The organism is Streptomyces sp. NPDC059255, assembly GCF_042752355.1.
Taxonomy (GTDB): Bacteria; Actinomycetota; Actinomycetes; order Streptomycetales; family Streptomycetaceae; genus Streptomyces.
Window position 1 is genome coordinate 84,058 of the sequence record NZ_JBHYZP010000016.1, and the last position, 17,839, is coordinate 101,896.

At 72.5% G+C, this 17,839-nt stretch carries 15 protein-coding genes; 4 read left to right on the plus strand and 11 right to left on the minus strand.

Annotated features, from left to right (window positions below; genetic code table 11):
- Positions 1–73 precede the first annotated feature (73 nt).
- A complete protein-coding gene (gene ddaH / locus ACFXKG_RS20035; protein ID WP_384840444.1) occupies positions 74–937 on the minus strand; it encodes a dimethylargininase in 864 nt (287 codons plus the stop codon).
- 174 nt (positions 938–1,111) lie between these two features.
- Here ddaH and ACFXKG_RS20040 point away from each other — a divergent pair, with 174 nt between their 5' ends.
- A complete protein-coding gene (locus ACFXKG_RS20040; protein WP_384840447.1) occupies positions 1,112–1,744 on the plus strand; it encodes a TetR/AcrR family transcriptional regulator in 633 nt (210 codons plus the stop codon).
- A gap of 264 nt (positions 1,745–2,008) precedes the next feature.
- Positions 2,009–2,761 carry a bifunctional DNA primase/polymerase gene (locus tag ACFXKG_RS20045; protein WP_384840450.1) on the plus strand — a complete coding sequence of 251 codons (753 nt, stop codon included), beginning with the start codon at positions 2,009–2,011 and terminating at the stop codon, positions 2,759–2,761.
- 222 nt (positions 2,762–2,983) lie between these two features.
- On the opposite strand, the gene ACFXKG_RS20050 is transcribed toward ACFXKG_RS20045, so the two are convergent.
- From ACFXKG_RS20050 to ACFXKG_RS20080, 7 genes are all read right to left on the minus strand, one after another.
- Complete coding sequence (locus ACFXKG_RS20050; protein ID WP_384840452.1) at positions 2,984–3,904, minus strand: hypothetical protein; 921 nt, start codon at positions 3,902–3,904, stop codon at positions 2,984–2,986.
- Positions 3,855–4,883 (minus strand): iron uptake transporter permease EfeU, encoded by a 1,029-nt coding sequence (gene efeU, locus ACFXKG_RS20055; protein ID WP_384840455.1) that lies wholly within the window; start codon positions 4,881–4,883, stop codon positions 3,855–3,857. The genes ACFXKG_RS20050 and efeU overlap by 50 nt, the downstream gene beginning before the upstream one ends.
- A gap of 24 nt (positions 4,884–4,907) precedes the next feature.
- A complete protein-coding gene (gene efeB, locus ACFXKG_RS20060; protein ID WP_384840458.1) occupies positions 4,908–6,221 on the minus strand; it encodes an iron uptake transporter deferrochelatase/peroxidase subunit in 1,314 nt (437 codons plus the stop codon).
- A gap of 13 nt (positions 6,222–6,234) precedes the next feature.
- A complete protein-coding gene (gene efeO, locus ACFXKG_RS20065; RefSeq protein ID WP_384840461.1) occupies positions 6,235–7,377 on the minus strand; it encodes an iron uptake system protein EfeO in 1,143 nt (380 codons plus the stop codon).
- A 271-nt stretch (positions 7,378–7,648) separates the two neighbouring features.
- The gene (locus ACFXKG_RS20070; protein WP_384840463.1) at positions 7,649–8,512 is read right to left on the minus strand and encodes a heme ABC transporter ATP-binding protein; all 864 of its coding nucleotides are present in this window, start codon (positions 8,510–8,512) and stop codon (positions 7,649–7,651) included.
- Positions 8,509–9,636, minus strand: a complete 1,128-nt coding sequence (locus ACFXKG_RS20075; RefSeq protein WP_384840466.1) for a FecCD family ABC transporter permease — start codon at positions 9,634–9,636, stop codon at positions 8,509–8,511. The genes ACFXKG_RS20070 and ACFXKG_RS20075 overlap by 4 nt, the downstream gene beginning before the upstream one ends.
- A 16-nt stretch (positions 9,637–9,652) precedes the next feature.
- Positions 9,653–10,702: a hemin ABC transporter substrate-binding protein gene (locus ACFXKG_RS20080; RefSeq protein WP_384840469.1), complete on the minus strand. Its 1,050-nt coding sequence runs from the start codon at positions 10,700–10,702 to the stop codon at positions 9,653–9,655.
- Between the two features lie 138 nt (positions 10,703–10,840).
- Between ACFXKG_RS20080 and ACFXKG_RS20085 the strand changes: the two genes are divergently transcribed.
- Both ACFXKG_RS20085 and ACFXKG_RS20090 read left to right on the plus strand, forming a co-directional pair.
- Positions 10,841–12,349 carry an HtaA domain-containing protein gene (locus tag ACFXKG_RS20085; RefSeq protein WP_384840472.1) on the plus strand — a complete coding sequence of 503 codons (1,509 nt, stop codon included), beginning with the start codon at positions 10,841–10,843 and terminating at the stop codon, positions 12,347–12,349.
- A gap of 83 nt (positions 12,350–12,432) precedes the next feature.
- Positions 12,433–14,064: an HtaA domain-containing protein gene (locus tag ACFXKG_RS20090; protein WP_384840475.1), complete on the plus strand. Its 1,632-nt coding sequence runs from the start codon at positions 12,433–12,435 to the stop codon at positions 14,062–14,064.
- A gap of 106 nt (positions 14,065–14,170) precedes the next feature.
- Here the strand turns inward: ACFXKG_RS20090 and ACFXKG_RS20095 are convergent, their stop codons facing one another.
- The 3 genes from ACFXKG_RS20095 to ACFXKG_RS20105 all read right to left on the minus strand — a co-directional run bounded on the left by ACFXKG_RS20095 (position 14,171) and on the right by ACFXKG_RS20105 (position 17,772).
- Positions 14,171–16,492, minus strand: a complete 2,322-nt coding sequence (locus tag ACFXKG_RS20095) for a Tat pathway signal sequence domain protein (protein WP_384840478.1) — start codon at positions 16,490–16,492, stop codon at positions 14,171–14,173.
- A 160-nt stretch (positions 16,493–16,652) separates the two neighbouring features.
- Positions 16,653–17,123 carry a PaaI family thioesterase gene (locus ACFXKG_RS20100; protein WP_384840481.1) on the minus strand — a complete coding sequence of 157 codons (471 nt, stop codon included), beginning with the start codon at positions 17,121–17,123 and terminating at the stop codon, positions 16,653–16,655.
- 31 nt (positions 17,124–17,154) lie between these two features.
- On the minus strand, positions 17,155–17,772 hold the full coding sequence (locus tag ACFXKG_RS20105; protein WP_384840484.1) for a LysE family translocator: 618 nt from the start codon (positions 17,770–17,772) through the stop codon (positions 17,155–17,157).
- Positions 17,773–17,839 lie beyond the last annotated feature (67 nt).

Consider the following 17,839-nt stretch of genomic DNA (forward strand, 5'->3'; position numbering starts at 1 on the left):
CGCAGGCGAGGGCGTCGCTCACCTGACGACGATTCCGCCGGCGGCCACCACCCCTCGGTGCCAGGGCGCCGGCTCAGGCCCGCAGCCCGCGCAGCCCCCGCAGTTCCTGCGTGCAGCACTTCACGCTGCCGCCGCCCTTGAGGAGTTCCCCGAGGTCGATCCCGATCGGCTCGAACCCCCGCTCCCGCAGCGGTGTGAAGAGCCCCGTCGCGGCCTGCGGCAGGAGGACATGGCGGCCGTCGCTCACCGCGTTCAGGCCGAGCCTGGCCGCGTCCGCGTCGTCCGCGGTCAGGGCGTCGGGGAAGAGCCGGGCGAGGACGGCGCGGCTGCCGGGGGAGAACGCGTCCGGGTAGTACATGATCTCGTCGGCCGCGTCGTCCAGTACGCAGAGCGCCGTGTCCAGGTGGTAGAAGCGCGGGTCGACCAGGTCCAGGCCGATCACCGGGCGGCCGAAGAACTCCTGCGCCTCCCCGTGGGAGAGCGGGCTCGACCGGAAGCCGCGGCCGGCCAGCAGATACGAGGCGGTGACGGCGAAGTCGCCCTCGCCCTCGTTGATGTGCACCGGCTCCGCGACGTCCGGGCAGCCGTGGCTCCGGAACCAGTTCAGATGCGCCTCGGCCTCGCCGTACCGCTCCTCGTGCGCGAAGCGCGCCCCCAGGACGCGGCCGTCGACGACCGTGGCGCCGTTCGCCGCGAACACCATGTCGGGCAGGTCGGGCTCCGGATCGAGTACGGAGACGGTGTGGCCCAGCGCCCGGTAGCGGTCGCGCAGATCTTCCCACTGGACGAGCGCCAGGGACTGGTCCACGGGCTTGGCCGGGTCCATCCAGGGGTTGATCGAATACGTCACCCGGAAGTGGACGGGCGGACACATGAGGTAGCTGCGGGGCGAGGCGTCACGAGGCAACGGGGGCTCCTCACGAGCGGCGGTGCGCACGGCATGTGCGTGAGCGTCTGAGAATCATGGTCCGCCGCACGGCGGTTTCGCGCTGTGCACCGTTCGGGTGGTTCTTTGCGCATGTCAGACCGCTTGCCGAGACGGTACGTACCGGCTTGTCACGGAGGCCGGGCGCGGCTGCCGCCACCCCTGCCGGTTGCTAAGTTGACCGTCATGGCTGAGAGCGCTGAGAGCAAGGCACCCGACTCCTCCCGCCGCAGCGAGCGGTCGCGCCGCGCCATCTACGACGCCGCTCTCGCCCTGGTGGGCGAGGTCGGCTACGCCCGGACGACCGTCGAGGGCATCGCGGCCCGCGCCGGGGTCGGCAAGCAGACGATCTACCGCTGGTGGCCCTCCAAGGCCGCCGTCCTGCTGGAAGCCTTCCTCGACCTCGGGGAGCAGGCGGCGCGGGAGGCGGGCGGCGACGGTACGGAGTACGAGATCCCCGACACCGGCGATCTGGAGACCGACCTCAAGCTGGTGCTGCGCGCCACGGTCGACGAGATGAACAACCCCGTCTACGACCTGCCGTCCCGGGCGCTCGCCGCCGAAGGGATCATGGACGCGGAGCTGGGCGCCGAGTTCACGCGCCGGCTCCTCGAACCACAGCTCGAACTGTACGTACGGCGCCTGGCGGCGGCCCAGGACGCCGGTGCCGTACGGCGCGACCTCGACCCGCGGATCGCGCTGGAGCTGCTGGTCGGCCCCGTCGCCCACCGCTGGCTGCTGCGGACCCTCCCGCTGACGCACGCGTACGCGGACGCGGTCGTCGAGTACGCGCTCCACGGGCTGGCCCCCCGGACCTGAGAAACCGCGGGTGGCCACGGGGGCGCGCGGGGGCGCGTGGAGGCATGCGGGGAGGCATGTGGGGCGGGTGTGGTGAAGACCACCGGCCCGGGAAAGGCCCCCGGAACCGCCGATCCGCCCCGAATATCGCCACATAAGCCGCAATCCTCCGCATGGCGAGGGATGATCCCTCCTCCCCCCGCCGGGAAGCGCGGCGCCCCGAGGCGCAGGATGGTGCGACCATGGGAAGAGTCCGCAGGGACGAGCATGAGTGTGAGGGGATAGATGGGCGACGATTTCGGCCGCTACCGCGGCACGGAGAGCAGGATTCCCCAGTGGCTGCGCCGACGGCCGAGGAAGAGCACCGGCGATTCGGCGCTCCAGGAGAGCGCGCCGGGCCGTGAGGCGCTGCTGCTCGCCGTGGCCGAAGCGGGAATGCCCGTCGCGCCCGCCGCCCACCCCGTCGGATACCGATGTTCCTGCGAGCGCATCGGCTGTCCCACCCCGGCCAGACACCCCGTCTCCTTCGCCTGGCAGACCCAGTCCACGACGGACCGGGCCCAGGTCGAGCGCTGGGCGCGCAACCAGCCCGAGGCCAATTTCATCACCGCGACGGGCATGGTCCACGACGTCCTCGACGTCCCCCTCGAAGCGGGCAGCCGCGCCCTGGAACGCCTGCTGGCTCAGGGCATCGACGTCGGCCCCGTCGCCGATTCCGGCGGCGACCGCATGCTCTTCTTCACCGCGACCCGCGGCACCCCCGAGGACGAGGACGAGTGGTGGCCCTGTGAGCTGGACTGCCACCCCGAGACGATGGACGAGCACCCCGGGCTGCGCTGGCACTGCCGGGGCAGCTACGTCCTCGTACCCCCGGCGCGGCTCCCCGGCGAGCTGACCGTCCACTGGCTGCGCGGCCCCGAGTACCCGCTGCCCGACCCGCTGACCCTCCTGGAGACGCTGACCGACGCGTGCGCGCGGTACGCGGGCGAGAACGGCGAGCTGGACCCGCACGCGGTGGCCTGGCCCCTGGGACGCTGAAGAGGCCCCCGCTCGACGGACGCGGTCGCGGGTCGTGGACGCGGGCCAGGCGTGCGCGGTCACCCGCCCCGCGCCGCCCCCGGCACGCCCCGCGCGCGGCCCGCGATCACCCGTGCCGCCCGCGGTCACCCGCCCTGCGCGCGGCCTGCCGTTACGGTCACCCGCCCCGCCCCACGCCGCCCCCGGCATGCACCGCGCCGCCCGGCACGCACCGCGCGGCGGCTACGAGCCCTTCGCCGCGATGACGCCCTGGAGCCGCCCCGCCACCGTCACCTTCGGGTCGCCCGCGTCCGTCGCAGGGACCAGGACGGCCTGGCTGGAGATCCACTCCTTCGTGAGCGTGTTCGTCACCTCGCCCGTCGTCAGCGCCTTCACATCCGCGCTCACCTGCGGCTTCACACCCTTCGCGCCCGTCAGCCGCTCGAAGTAGCGGGTGGCGAAGAAGACCAGCGCGCCGCCGTCCTCCGTCGCGAGCCCCAGCGGTTCGAAGTCGCCGCTGCTCGCCGCCTGGTCGATGTACTGCGTGGTCAGACCCGGCAGCCGCGCCTTCTCCTTGCGGGTCTTGCGCCACTCGCTGGTGTGCGGCCCGTCCGCGAAGCCGCCGGGCTCGCCGTCCTCCAGATACGAGGCGTACTCCGCGCTCAGATCCTTCGGCGCCACCGCCAGTGCCTTGCTGCCCGGCTCCACCGGCTCGCCCAGGCCCTCGCCGTCCGTCCTGAACTCCGGGACGGCGTCCGCCGCGAGGATCGTCAGATACGGGACCGCCCACTTCTCGCCGGGCCCGTTGCGCAGGAAGACCAGCACCCAACGGGTGTCCTGCGCGGCGTCGTTGTCCTTGTCCCGGTTGCTGTCGGTGTCCGCCACGAACCACCGCGGCCAGCCGGCCTTCTTCGGGATCGTGAACTTCGCGTCCGTCAGCTCCAGCGGCTGGTGCGCGGCGTTCCCGTTCGGGGACGTGAGGGAACGCGACTTCAGACCGGCCTGGTTGATCGCGCCGAGCGCACCGGTCACCCGGTCCGCGTCGAGCGCCGGATCGTACGCCTTGTCCGCCGCGTTGTACGCGTCGGTGAAGTCCTTCAGGGCCTGCGCGGCCTCACTCCGGTCCGCCGACGGCAGGACCGCCAGCTCCCCGTGCACCGTCACGCAGCCGCTCGCCGTCAGCGACAGCACCGTCACCCCCGCGAGCGCCGTCACCGCCCGGCCCGTCGCCCGACGCGCTGCCCGACCCGTCCCCCGCATCGGCCTTCCCAGCCTGCTCATCGGCCGCCACTGCTCCTTGACCCCTGCTACCCGTGCTACCCGGACCCGTACGAACGGATCGCCACCCTACCGGGGCCAGGAACAGTGCGAGCGTCGGGACCAGATACAGGAACCAGACGGTTACCTGAAGCACCGTGGGGTCCGGCTGGAAGTTGAGAACACCCTTCAGGAGCGTGCCGTACCAGCTGTCCGGCGGGATCGTCGCACTGATGTCGAACGCCTTGTCCGACAGCCCGCCCAGGAAGCGTGCCTCCTGGAGGTCGTGGACGCCGTACGCGAGCACCCCCGCCGCCACGACCACCAGCATCCCGCCGGTCCACGTGAAGAACCGGGCCAGATCGATCCGCAGCGCACCCCGGTAGAACAGCCACCCGAGGACGACCGCGCTGGCGATCCCCAGCAGCACGCCGATCAGCGGCGCGTGCGTACCGTCGGACGAGGCGCGCACCGACGCCCACACGAACAGCGCCGTCTCCAGCCCCTCCCGGCCCACCGCCAGGAACGCCGTCGCGACCAGCGCGCCCGTCCCCATCCGCAGCGCCGCGTCCAGCTTGGCGCCCAGCTCGGCCCGCAGATGCCGCGCGGTGCGCCGCATCCAGAAGACCATCCAGGTCACCAGCCCCACCGCGACGACCGACAGCGAGCCGCCGAGCGCCTCCTGCGCCTCGAACGTCAGCTCCTGCGAGCCGAATTCGAGCCCGAAGCCGAAGCTCAGCGCGAGGACGACGGCGACGCCGATGCCGATCCAGATGGGCCGCAGCGCGTCGCGCCGCTCCGTCTTCACCAGATACGCGATCAGGATGCAGACGACGAGGCTGGCCTCCAGCCCCTCGCGCAGGCCGATCAGATAGTTTCCGAACACGTCGGAACTCCTTCGTTCGGTGGGTCAGGTGAACAGCGCCCGGCCCCACCAGTCGCCCGTGTCCCGGACGCCCGGCGGGATCGCGAAGACCGCTGAACCCACGTGCTGGATGTACTCGTTGAGCGCGTCGGAGCGCGCCAGTGACCGCTGTACGGGGATGAACGCGTCCCGCACGTCCCGCTGGTACGCCAGGAAGAACAGCCCCGCGTCGAGCCGGCCGAGCCCGTCCGTACCGTCCGTGAAGGAGTAGCCGCGGCGCAGCATCCGCACCCCGTGGTGCGCGTCCGGGTGGGCCAGCCGCACGTGCGAGGTCGGCAGCATCGCCGCCAGGTTGGGCTTGTCGTGCTCGCGCGCCTTGCCGACCGCCGCGCCCTCGCCCTTGTCCCGGCCGAAGACGTCCTCCTGCTCCTGGAGCGGCGTACGGTCCCAGCTCTCGATCCGCATCGAGATCCGGCGGGCGACGAGATACGAGCCGCCCGTGATCCAGCCGGCATCGCCCTTCCCGCCGCCCGCCCAGACGTACGTGTCCAGCGCGGCGGTCTCGGTGACCGCGATGTTGCTGGTGCCGTCCTTGAAGCCGAAGAGGTTACGGGGTGTCTGCGCGCCCGGGGTCGTCGACGACGTCTTGCCGAAGCCGAGCTGCGACCAGCGCACCGCGACCTTCCCGAAGCCGATCCTGGCCAGATTGCGGATCGCGTGCACCGCGACCTGCGGATCGTCCGCGCACGCCTGGACGCAGAGATCACCGCCGCCGCGCGCCGGGTCGAGGTTGTCGCCGGGGAAGTGCGGCAGGTCGACCAGCGCGGCCGGCCGGCGCGCCGCCAGCCCGAACCGGTCCGTGCGCCCCGTGCCGTGCTGGAAGAGCCCGGGGCCGAAGCCGACGGTCAGGGTGAGCCGGGACGGCCGCAGGCCCAGCGCCTCGCCCGTGTCGTCCGGCGGCGCCTCGGCGAGACCGCCGTACGCGCCGTCGCCGACCGGGTGTCCCGCCGTCATCCGCTCGGCGGCCCGCGTCCAGTCCTTCAGCAGCTGGACCAGCTCCGCGCGGTCGTCCGTCGTCACGTCGAACGCCGCGAAGTGCAGCCGGTCCTGGACGGGCGTGGCGATGCCCGCCTGGTGCGCGCCGTGGAAGGGCACCGCCGCGCCGCCGTCCGCGGCGGGCCCGGCGCTCTCCCCGCCCCGTACCGCCGCGACGGCGCCCCCGGCCGCGGCGGCCCCGAGCGCGAGCCCGGCACCGCCCCAGCCGAGCAGGGCCCGCCGCGAGGGGACGGGCGCGGCATCGCTCTTCGCTTCGTTCTCGGCTTTGCCATGAGCCGTGTTCGTCTCTCCGGTGCCGGACATCGCGCGCGCTTCCTTACTTCTTCACCACGGCGGCGGCCAGCTTCGAGAGCGGCTCGGCCAGCGCGTTGACGCCGTCCGACAGCTCCTTGCGCTCCGCCGTGCCGACCTTCTCGTACGACGTGAAGGTGTACGGGTCCGCGCCGTCCCGGTACTTGTCCAGCAGCGTGCCGAGCGCGGCGAACCGCTTGTCCAACTCGGTGACCAGCGCCGGGTCGTTCTTCGACGCCACCGGCTTCAGCAGCTCGTACGAGCGCTCCGCGCCCTCGACGTTGGCCTTGAAGTCCACCAGGTCGGTGTGGCTGTACCGCTCCTCCTCGCCGGTGACCTTGCCGGCGGCGACCTCGTCGAGGAGTTCCTTGGCGCCGTTGGCCATCGACGTCGGGGTGATCTCGGCCCGGCCCACGCGCTTCTGCCAGTCCAGCAGGTCCTTGTCGAGGCCGTCGGCGAGGGCCTTCGCGTCCGGGCCGAGCTTCTTGTCCTGCCACAGCTCCTTCTCCAGCCGGTGCCAGCCCGTCCACTTCTGGCCCGGCTCCAGGCCGTCGGCGCGCACGTCCACCTTCGGGTCGATGTCGCCGAAGGACTCGGCCACCGGCTCCGTACGCTCCCAGCCGATGCGCGAGGGCGCGTACGCCTTCTTCGCGGCCGCCAGGTCACCGGCGCGCACGGCGTCGGTGAAGACCTTCACCTTCGGCAGCGTCTCGTCGGCCTGCGCCTGGACGTAGGTGCGGTACGCGGCGACCGCGGCGTCCATCTCCGGGCTGCGCTCGGCGGGCGCCCCGCCGGTCACGGTGACCTTCTGCCGGATGCCGTCGCCCTTCATGCCGGGCTTGCAGGCGATCTCGTACGCACCGGACTTCACCTCGGCGGTGATCTTCGCCTTCGTGCCGGGGCCGATGTTCTCGCGCTCGGTGACGATCCGGTCGTCGGGGAAGAGGAGATAGACCTCGGTGACCTTGGACCCCTGGTTCTCGACGGCCAGTTCGAGGTGACCGGCGGGGAACTCCGTCTTCGAGACCTCGCAGGCGTCGTCCTTCGCGGTGACCCGGACGGCGTCCGCGCCGCCCTGGGAGTCGCTCTTCTCGGCGCACCCGGTGACGGCGGTCAGGGCCACCACGGCGGCGGTGGCGGTGACGAGGGAGAGACGGGCAGGTCGCATACGGGGCTCCACGATGGAAGGGCCGGAACACGGGCGGGAACGCGGGCGGGAACATTGGGCGGGAATACGGACATGACGCCAGATGCGGCGGGCTCAACTTAACTTAGGCTTACCTGACTGCCACCCCTCCGTCGAGTGATTCAGCTCTCACTCACGCATCCGGGGGCCGCCCGGATACGGCCAGGTCACAGGGGGGCCAGGGGTACGTCATGACGGGGCAAAGCCGGGGTCAAGAAGGCGCTTTCCGCTCATCGGCCCGCCCACCGGTGGGTCAGGCCGGACGCCTGGGAACGATCAGCGGAACGCCGGTCCGCGGGTGCGGCAGGACCTCCACGGGCTGCCGGTAGACCCGGCTCAGCAGTTCGTCGTGGAAGACCTCGCCCGGCGGGCCCTCCACCGCGATCCGGCCGTCGTGCAGTACGGCCGTACGGTCCGCGTGGGCCGCCGCCAGCCCCAGGTCGTGCAGGACCACCACGACGGCGTCGCCCGCCGCGGCCCGCTCCCGGCAGAGCCGCAGGACGAGTTCCTGGTGGCGCAGATCGAGCGCGGCGGTCGGCTCGTCGAGCAGGAGCAGCGGCGCCCGCTGGGCGAGGACCCGGGCGAGCGCGACCCGGGCGCGCTCGCCGCCGGAGAGCGCGGAGAAGGGGCGGGCGGCGAAGCCGGCGACCTCGGTGGCCGCCATCGCCGCGGCGACGACCTCGTCGTCCTCGTCCTCCCGGGCGGTCCCGGCCCACGGCGCCCGGCCCATCCGTACGACATCGGCGACCGGGAAGGGGAACGAGAGCGTGGCCGCCTGCGGCAGCACGGAGCGGCGCAGGGCCAGTTCGGCCGCCGACCACTCCCGTACGTCGCGCCCGTCGATCCGTACGGTGCCCCGGCCGGTCGGCAGATCGGCGGCGAGCGCGGCGAGCAGCGTGGACTTGCCGGCCCCGTTGGGCCCGACGAGCGCGACGACCTCACCGGCCCGCGCGACCAGTTCGATCCCGGAGAGCACGTCCCGCTGCCCGAGCCGGAGATGGAGCCCGGAGACCTCGGCGACGGGGGAGCCGGGGGCGGCGGGGGAGGGCAGCACACGCCCCCGCGCGGCGAACCCCCGCGCGGCGAACAGGCTCCCGACGGCTGTACGCAGACTCATGCCCAACCACCTTGCCTGCGACGGGTCCTGCGCAGCAGCCAGAAGAAGAACGGACTGCCGAAGAGCGCGGTCAGCACCCCCAGCGGCAGCTCGGCGGGGGCCGCCACCGTACGGGCCGCCAGATCGCCGGCGAGCAGGACCAGCGCGCCGCCGAGCGCGCTGCCCGGGACCAGGAAGCGGTGGCCGGGCCCGCCCGCCATCCGCAGCAGATGCGGGACCAGCAGCCCCACGAACGTGATGATCCCGGCCACCGCGACCGCCGCCGCGGTGAGCAGCGCGACGACGAGCACCAGCAGGATCCGCAGCCTCTCGACGTCCACGCCCAGGTGACGGGCGGGCCGTTCGCCGAGCGCCAGCAGATCCAGCTTCCGCGCCGAGAACGGCGCGATCGCCAGCCCGGCCAGCGCGCAGGGCAGCACCGCGAGCACCTTCGGCCAGGTCGCCTGGGCCAGCGAACCGAGCTGCCAGAAGGTGATCTGGGTGATCTGCGCGCTGTCCGCGAAGAAGATGAACAGCCCGATCAGCGCCCCGGCGAACGCGTTGACCGCGATGCCGGTGAGGATGAGCGTGACCACCTCCGTACGGCCGCCCGAGCGGGAGAGCGCGTACACCAGCAGCACCGTCGCGAGACCGGCGACGAACGCGCAGACCGTCACCGTCCAGTTGCCGAGAAAGCTCAGCCCCAGCGCGATCGAGGCGACCGCGCCGACCGCCGCGCCCGAGGAGATCCCGATGACGCCCGGCTCGGCGAGCGGATTGCCGAACACCCCCTGCATCAGCGCGCCCGCGCAGCCGAGCGAGGCGCCGACGAGCAGCGCGAGGACGACGCGGGGGAGCCGTACGTTCCACAGGACGCTCTCCCCGACCCGGTCGAGCGGCGCGCCGCCGAGCCCCGCCCGGTGCTGGAGGGAGGCGAGGACGTCTCCGAGGGGGATGTGGTACGCGCCGATCCCGGCGGAGAGCAGGCACAGGACGACGAGCCCGCCGACGAGCCCGGCGGTGAGAAGGGCGGTGGCACCGGGCCGCCGCCGCGCGTCGGGCGCGCCGCTGCCGGGCCCGTCCGGCGGAGCATCGGGCGGAGAACCCGGCGCCTTCGGGGCCCGTGCCGTGGGACTGGTCGTCACTTCCCGTGCCGTCCCGTCACTTCTCGTCCGCGTAGAGCTGCTCGACGATCGACTTCAGCACCTCGTCCGTCCGCGGCCCGTAGTTCAGCAGGACTCCGTCCTCGACGGAGATGACCCGGCGGTCCATCCCGGCGGGTGTCTCCGCGACGCCCGGGATCTTCACCAGGCCGTCGACCCCGTCCACCGAGGCGAGGCCCTTGGTCATCACCAGGATCGCGTCGGGCGCGGCCTTCGCCAGGGCCTCGCTGGTGATCGGGGTGAAGTCCTTCGTGAGCCCCGACTCCTTGCCCGCGTCGACCGCGCCGGCCGCCTCCAGCAGGGAACTCGCCCCGGAGTCCGCGCCGCCGAGCAGATAGACGGAGGCCGAGCCGCGCAGATAGAGGAAGGCGACGCGCGGCTCGCGCCCGCCCTCGCGCGCCGGAATGTCCTTCCGCACGGCGGCGATCCGCCGCTCCGTACGCTCCTTCAGCTCCGTGCCCGCCGCCGTGGCCCCCAGCGCCCCGGCCACCGCGTCGATCCGCCGGCCGACATCGCCGAGGCTCTTGGCCGGCGCGACGACGAGGAGCGGAATGCCCGCCGCCCGGATCTGGCCGATGGCCTCGGCGGGCCCGGTCGTGGTGTCGGCGAGGACGAGGGTCGGGCGGAGCGAGAGCACGCCCTCCGCGGAGACGTCGTGGGCCCGCGTCACCACGGGGAGTTTCGCGGCCTGTTCGAAGGTGGCGGTGATGTCGCGGGCCACGACGCGCTTGCCGAGGCCGAGCGTGAAGACGATCTCGCTCAGCGATCCGGTCAGCGGCACGATCCGGTCGGTGGAGGTGACGGTGACCTTCCTGCCGTCCGCCGAGTCGACGGTGACGGGCAGCCGGGGCTCCGGCGTCGCCGCCAGAGGCTCCACCCGGTCCGCCGCGTCCGCCGCTTGGGCACCGGCGCGCCGCTCCGTACCGCTACTGCCCCCTGCACCTCCCGCATCTCCCGTACCGCTCATGCCGTTTCCGCCGCAGCCGGTGGCGGCGAGAGCGAGGGCGAGTGCGGTGACGAGCGCACCCGCGAGGCGTGATCTGCGCACCGGGCGCACCGTCCTTCTTCGAGGCTTCTGTGGCGGAAGGGTTCCGGCACAGAGTGAAAGTAGCTTAGGTTAGCCTTACCTAGGTTGCCAGGCCCGGTGCTGTTTTCACGTCCAGAGTCCAGATGCGGGAGTGATCCCATGCCGTCCTTCAGACCCGTCGCACGGCTCGCCGCGTTGCTCGTCGTGCTCCTCATGGCGCTGCCGGTGGCTCTGCTCCCGGCCACCGGGGCGCACGCGGCGGACCGTACGGTGCAGGGCGGCAGACTGGACTGGGGCATCAAATCCTCCTTCCTCACCTATGTCACCGGGCCCATCGCCCAGGGCAGTTGGGGGCTCACCGGGGGAGCGGCCACCGTGGGCAGCCGGTTCCGCTTCCACTCGGCGACCGGGTCGTACGATCCGGACGGCGGCGCCTTCCGCTCCGCGTTCTCCGGCGGTGTCCGCTTCGTCGGCCACCAGAAGCCCGACGGCTCGTACGAACTCGACCTCACCCTCTCCCGCCCCACGGTGCGGATCTCCGGCGGCAGCGGCACCCTCTACGCCGACATGGTCAGCAGGGCGAAGGACTCGGGCAAGGTCACCACGTCCTCCCAGGTCCCGTTCGCCTCCCTGGACCTCTCCGGGATCGACATGCGCGGCGGCTCCTCGCCGATCGCCCTCAGCAACGTCCCGGCGACGCTCACCACGCGGGGCGCGACGGCCTTCGCCGGGTACTACACGGCCGGTACGGCGCTCGACCCGGTCAGTCTCTCCGTGGACGTGGCCGCCGCGAAGAAGACCGCGGCGCCGGACACCCCGACGCCCCCGGACGGCGACGGGAAGACCGGTCCCGACAGCGGGACGACCGGCGGGACGGCCGGCGCGACCGCCGGGAAGTCCCCCGGCGCCTTCCAGGACGCGGCCGTCGACTGGGGCGTCCGCCGCACGTACCGGGAGTACGTCACCGGCTCCATCGCCCGGGGGAGGTGGACGCTGGGCGACGGCGCCCAGGACGGCGGCGCGCTCTTCCGCTTCCCCGGGGGCAAGGGGTCGTACGACGCGGAGAAGGGCACCCTCGACGCGGAGTTCGCGGGCAGCGTCCGCTTCACCGGCACCCGGCTCGACCTGACGCTCGGCAAGGTCGCGGTCGTGGTGAAGGACGGCAAGGGCACGCTCTCCGCCGATGTCATCGACGCCGCCGAGGGCAGCCCGCCCCGTAAAGCAGTACCGTTCATCACCTTCGCCGCCCGGGACTTCACGCCGGAGAACGGCCTCGCCACCCTCACCGAGGCGCCCGCGAAACTGACCGCACAGGGCGCCGAGAGCTTCGGCTCCCTCTACCCGGCCGGCACCGAGATGGACCCCGTCTCGCTCGCCGTCACCGTCGACGCGAAGGCGAAGCTCCCCGCGCTGCCGGACCTGGGCAGCGATGCCACGGCCCCCGCTCCCACACCCTCCCCGGCCGGTACGGAGTCCACCGCGACCAGGACCGACACCGAGTCGTCCGTTTCATCGGTGTCCTCCGTGGGCGCCGGGACGTACGCGGCGATCGGCGCCGGGGCGGCCGTGGCCGCCGGGGCCGTTGTCCTCGTGGTCCGCAGGCGCCGCGCGGCGGCGGACACCGGGACGGCGGCGGACGGCGCTGCCGCCCCCACGGACCCCTCCTGACGGCCCGTCCCCGACCGGCCGTCGTCCTCCCCCTCCACATACACGTGCACCCCCGCCTCATACCTTCGAGGAGTACCCCGCCCATGGCAGCCAATCGCCGCCCCGTAGCCCTCGCCGCCGCCATCGCGACGGCGGTCGCACTCGGCGCGACCGTCCTCACCCTCCCGGCACTCGCGACCGACACCCGGAACGCCGCGCCCGCCGCGGCGCCCGGCGTCGCGCCCGCCGCCGCCCCGAACCTCGTACTGAAGGACGGCACCCTGGACTGGGGCCTGAAGGAGTCCTTCCGCAGATACGTGACGGGCATCGCCCTCGGCACCATCACCCCGTCGGACGGCGCCACCCAGGCCGCCGGCAACGGCCCGTTCACCTTCGTCAACGGCACGGGCACGTACGACTCCACGACGCACGACGTGGCCACGGAGTTCGAGGGCGGCGTCCGGTTCTCCTCCGCCGCCCACGGCTTCGACATCAAGATCGCCGACGTCAAGCTGGTCACCTCCGGGACGGGCGGCGCCATCGAGGCCGACGTCACCCTCAACGGCGCGACCCAGAACGACATCGAGCTGGCCGCCGTCGACCTGACGGGCATCCGCCCGGAGAACGCGAACGGCACGATGGTCTTCAAGGACATCCCGGCCACCCTGACCGCCGACGGCGCCAAGGCCTTCAACGGGATGTACGCCGAGGGCACCGAACTGGACAAGGCGACCCTCTCCGTCGGCTACGAGACGGCCCCCTCCGAGACCCCGCCCCCCACGCCCACCCCCACACCGACCCCAACGCCCACCCCCACCCCCACCCCCACCCCGACCCCGCCTCCCACCTCCGGGACGCCCACCACCCAGGCCCCGGGGCCCACTCCCACCGCGTCCACCACCCCCGGCCCGACGGCCTCGCCCTCGGTGCCGGCCCCGTCCGCCGAGGACGGCGCGATCGTCGACGGCAACCTCGACTGGGGCGTGAAGGACTCCTTCCGTTCGTACGTCACCGGCCCGATCGCGGCCGGCAAGGTCGAACTCGGCGACGGCGCCACCCGGTCCGCCGCCACCGCCTACCGCTTCCCGAAGGCCACCGGCGACCTCGACGCGGCGGCGGGGAGCCTCGACGCCTCCCTCGGTGGTACGGTCCGCTTCCTCGGCCACCGGGAGTCCGACGGTACGTACGTCCTCGACCTGCGCCTGAGCGCTCTCCAGGTGAAGGTGAAGGACGGCAAGGGCACGCTGGTCGCGGACGTCTCCACCAAGGACCGCGAGACGCACGAGGTCTCCTCGTACACCGGCCTCACCTTCGCCACCCTCGACGTCCCGGCCACCCTGCCCGCCGCTGTGGACGGCGTCGTCACCCTCAAGGCCGTCCCCGCGACGCTCACCGCCGACGGCACGAAGGCGTTCGGCGGCATGTATCCGGAGGGCACGCCCCTCGACCCGCTGACGCTCGCGGTCTCCCTCGACGCCGACGCCGAACTCCCGGGCGCCACGGGCGGTACGACGGGCGGCACCACCGGCGGCACGACGGGCGGCAGCGGTACGACAACGGGCGGCGGCACGGTCGGCGGCACCACCGGCGGCACGGGCGGCGCCCTCGCCTCCACCGGCGCGGCGTTCCCGGCGGGCACGCTCCTCGGCGCGGCGGGCGCGATCGCGGCGGCCGGCGCGGGCGCGGTCGTCGTGGCCAGGCGCCGCCGCGAAACGCAGGCCGAGCGACCCGCGTAACACCCCCAACGCCCTGTACGACAGGCCCCCGGGACAAGACGCGTCCCGGGGGCCCGACATGTGCCGGCACATGTCGCGTACGACGACTCACGACGACTCACGACGACTACGGAAGCCCCCAGGCGTCGCCCGGCTCCGAGATCCCGACCGGCGCGATGACCAGATCGGGCCGTGCCCCGGAGTGGACCAGCACCTCGCGGCCCTTGGGCACGGTGATGGCCAGCGTGCCGTTCCCCAGGTCCTGCGTTCTGGCCGGTGTGCCGTCGTCGAGCAGCACCGTGAGTGTGCCGGTCAGACCGTGCTTGAGCTTGAGCGGCTCGCCCGCCAGGCTCTTGACCCGGATGAACCGGGTGACACCCCCCTTGCGCACCGCGCTGACGAGGAAGGCACCCTGCGTCCGGAAATCGTGCAGGGTGACGTCCTTCCAGTCCTTCGGGACGGCGGGGAAGACCCGGACCGTGCCGCCCCAGCTCTGGCAGAGCATGTCGTGCACGGACTGCGAGGCCGACAGCGGCGTCTCGATGACCGGCCCGGCCTCGGTGTAATGGGTGTTGGCGCGGCAGGGGTACCGGGTGGTGGGGTCGAAGAACAGCTTCAGATAGCTGAGCGCGGTGTCGCCCCGCCCGGCCATCGCGTACAGCGAGGCGGCGCCGGTGTAGCTGTAGCCGCGGTGGGCGCCGGTCAGCGCGTGCCAGTGGACGAGCGACTTCTCGATCAGCTCGCGGTTCTCCGGCTGGTCCCAGTTGACGAGGTAGAGCGGGTACACCATCAGCAGGTGCGAGTAATGCCGGTGCGACTGGGCGTACGGGGTGTCCGCCCCGATCATGAAGCCGTTCTCGTCGGTCGGGTACGGCGTGAGCCGCGCCAGCACCTCCTGCCACCGCGGCTTCAGCGGATCGTCGACGCCGAGGTGCGCGGAGGCGTCGAGGAGGGTCTGGCAGCCCCAGCGGATCAGCGCGAGGTCGTAGTTGGTGTCCTGCGGCGGGACGACCGGATACTCGGGGGAGAGGGTGCTGGGCAGATGGAGCTTGCCGTCGCTGCCCGGCGCGAGGAAGTGCAGGTAGTAGTTGATGGCGCGGCGCAGCAGCGGGAAGAGCGTCTCCCGCAGCAGCGTCTCGTCCATGGTGTGCCGGTAGCTCAGCCACACGTTGTGCAGTGCCCAGGTCAGGTCCCCGACCTCGGCGCCGCTGCCCGGGGTGCCGACACTCCGGTTGGCGAACATGTCCGAACTGCGGCCGACCCCGGCGCTGTCGGAGCGGTAGGCGGCGGGCACATTGGCGGTGAGCTGCTCCTGGTTCTGGCGGAGCGTGGCGCTCAGCGAGTCCAGCTCCAGGTGGTTGGAGCCGTGGATGAGCCAGTACTCCAACTGCAGGTTGAGGTTCCACCACACGGCCGGCCAGGGGGTGCGCTCCAGCCACGGCCCGCAGGTGGCCATCACCGGGGCGTTCGCCCGGGTCGCGGAGGCGACCTTGTAGAGCTGGATCCAGTAGAAGCTCTGGAGCCGCTCGTCGGGGAAGGAGACGAAGCTCTTGCGGTAGAAGTCGTGCCACCAGCGGGTGTTCCGGTCGCGGAGGGTGCCGTACGCCTCGGCCCGCTGGATCTTCCGGAGCGAGACGGTCGCGGCCTCGCCGTTGGACGGGAAGCTGTGCCCGACGCTGAGCAGGAGGACGTCACCGGTCTGCCGGTAGGCCGTCGCGGTCTGGCCGCCGCCGACGAGCGGCTGGAGCACCTGCTTGACGCCGTCGGTGGTGCGGGTGGACCAGGCGGGGTTGGCGACGTAGTTGGCGGGCGGGTCCTCCTGGATCTGCCGGGGGCTCATGGCCTCCTCGGGGTGGAACGTCCAGCGGACGCGCTCGCCGCCGCTCGCCCGCACGCGGGCGACGAGGATCTCGTCGTGGATGAACGCGGTGAGCGTGAGCGTGCCGGACGAGGTGGTGACCGTACCGCTGAGCTCCGCGTTCCACAGGCTCAGCCGCCAGTCGACGGCCGTGATGGTGCCGACCGGGTCGAGCGTCAGATGCCCGACCGGCAGCCGGCAGGTGCCCCAGCCGCTGCCGAACGCGGGCCGGTGGTCCTGCACCCGGCCGTGCTGGACGGTGAAGCGGATCTTGTTGGCGTCCGGCTCCTTGTAGACCATGCTGCCCAGCAGCCCGTCGCCCAGGAACGGCCCCTCGTGCCACAGGGCGGGCAGCCGGCTCCAGACCAGGTCCTGCCGGCGCAGGAAGTCGGCCCAGTCGCCGCTGCCGGACATGCGGTTGCTCAACTTCCACGGCTGCGCCCGGACCGCCTCCGCCGCCGGCGCCGCGCCCCCGGCGGACTCCTCGGCGCCGGCCACCGAGGGCAGCGAGGCGAGGGCCGCGCCGGTGAGCGCGGAGCCGAGTACGGCTCTGCGCGATGTCGGTAAGACCTTTCTCGGCTGTGAGGTCATGCGTGTGCCTCCATGCCTGATAGACCGTCAATACATCGGGTGTATTGCGGGAAAGTTACGGTCCAGGCCTGTACCTGTCAATGGATAAGGTGCGATCCTCAAGCGAAGCACCCGCTCCCCCCTCCGACACATCGGATCTCTGGTCAGGGCGCCCGCACCCTCACCCCTCGGGCCTGTCCACCCGGATCAGGGTCTGCTGCCCGTTGGCGACGAGCTTCCGCTCGTCCTTCCGCTCGCCGCCGTCCCGGACGCCGTACACCTCCAGTTGGCACACGGTCAGGGTGCGGCCGGACCTCAGGACCGTCCCGACCGCCTCGATGTGGTCGCCGACGGCCGGCGCGAGGAGGTTGATCTTGTATTCGACGGTGAGCACCTCGGCCTCCTCGGGGAACAGCGTGTAGGCCGCGTAACCGCCCGCCGTGTCCGCGATGGCGCCGGTGGCGCCGGCGTGGAAGTACCCGTGATGCTGGGTGACTTCGGGGCGGCCGGGGAGCACGATGTGTACGCGCCCGGGCTCGACGCGGGAGATGTGGGCACCGAGGTGGGCCATCAGCCCCTGCCGCCCGAAGCTGGCCAGAACCCGCTTCTCCATGTCGCCGTCGGCCTCTTCGGGCCGGATCCGCTCTGCCATGAACTCTCCTCCGGAAGCTGGGGCGGGTCCATCACCCGGCGAGGCGTTCCACCAGCAGGAACCCGCCGATGACGATCATCAGGGCGCCGGACACCCGGGTCACGGCCCGGGCTGTCGAGGGCCGGGTCCTCAGCACCGTACGGGCCAGCACGCCGACGGCAAGATAGACCACCGCGCACGCGGCCATGTGGAGCGCCCCCAGCAGCCCGGTCTGCGCGGCGACGGGCCAGCCGGCCCCGGCGTCGATGAACTGCGGGAACAGCGAGAAGTACAGCAGCAGCGCCTTCGGGTTCAGCCCGCTGATCCCGGCACCCTTGAGCGCGATCCGCCAGGCCGGGCCGGCGACGGGCTCCGTGGCGGTGGCCACGGCGGCGGGCTGTCTCAGTACCCCCAGGCCGAGCCATATCAGGTACCCGGCCCCGATGACGGTCAGCGCGGTGAGCGCGGCCGGTGAACCGGCCACGACCACCACCAGCCCCGCGACGGCGAGCAGCGTGTACCCGGCGTATCCCGCTACCAGCCCGGCGACCGCCGGAACGACCGACCGCCCGCGCAGCCCCGCCGCGATCGCGTAGGCCCAGTCGGCGCCGGGCGTGAAGGCCAGCAGCAGGTCCACCGCCAGGAAAGCCGCCACCGTCGCCATATCCATCGACATTCCCTCTCACGTTCCGTACATCTCAAGGGAAAGCTAGACCGGATATGCCCGAAAGTGTTTG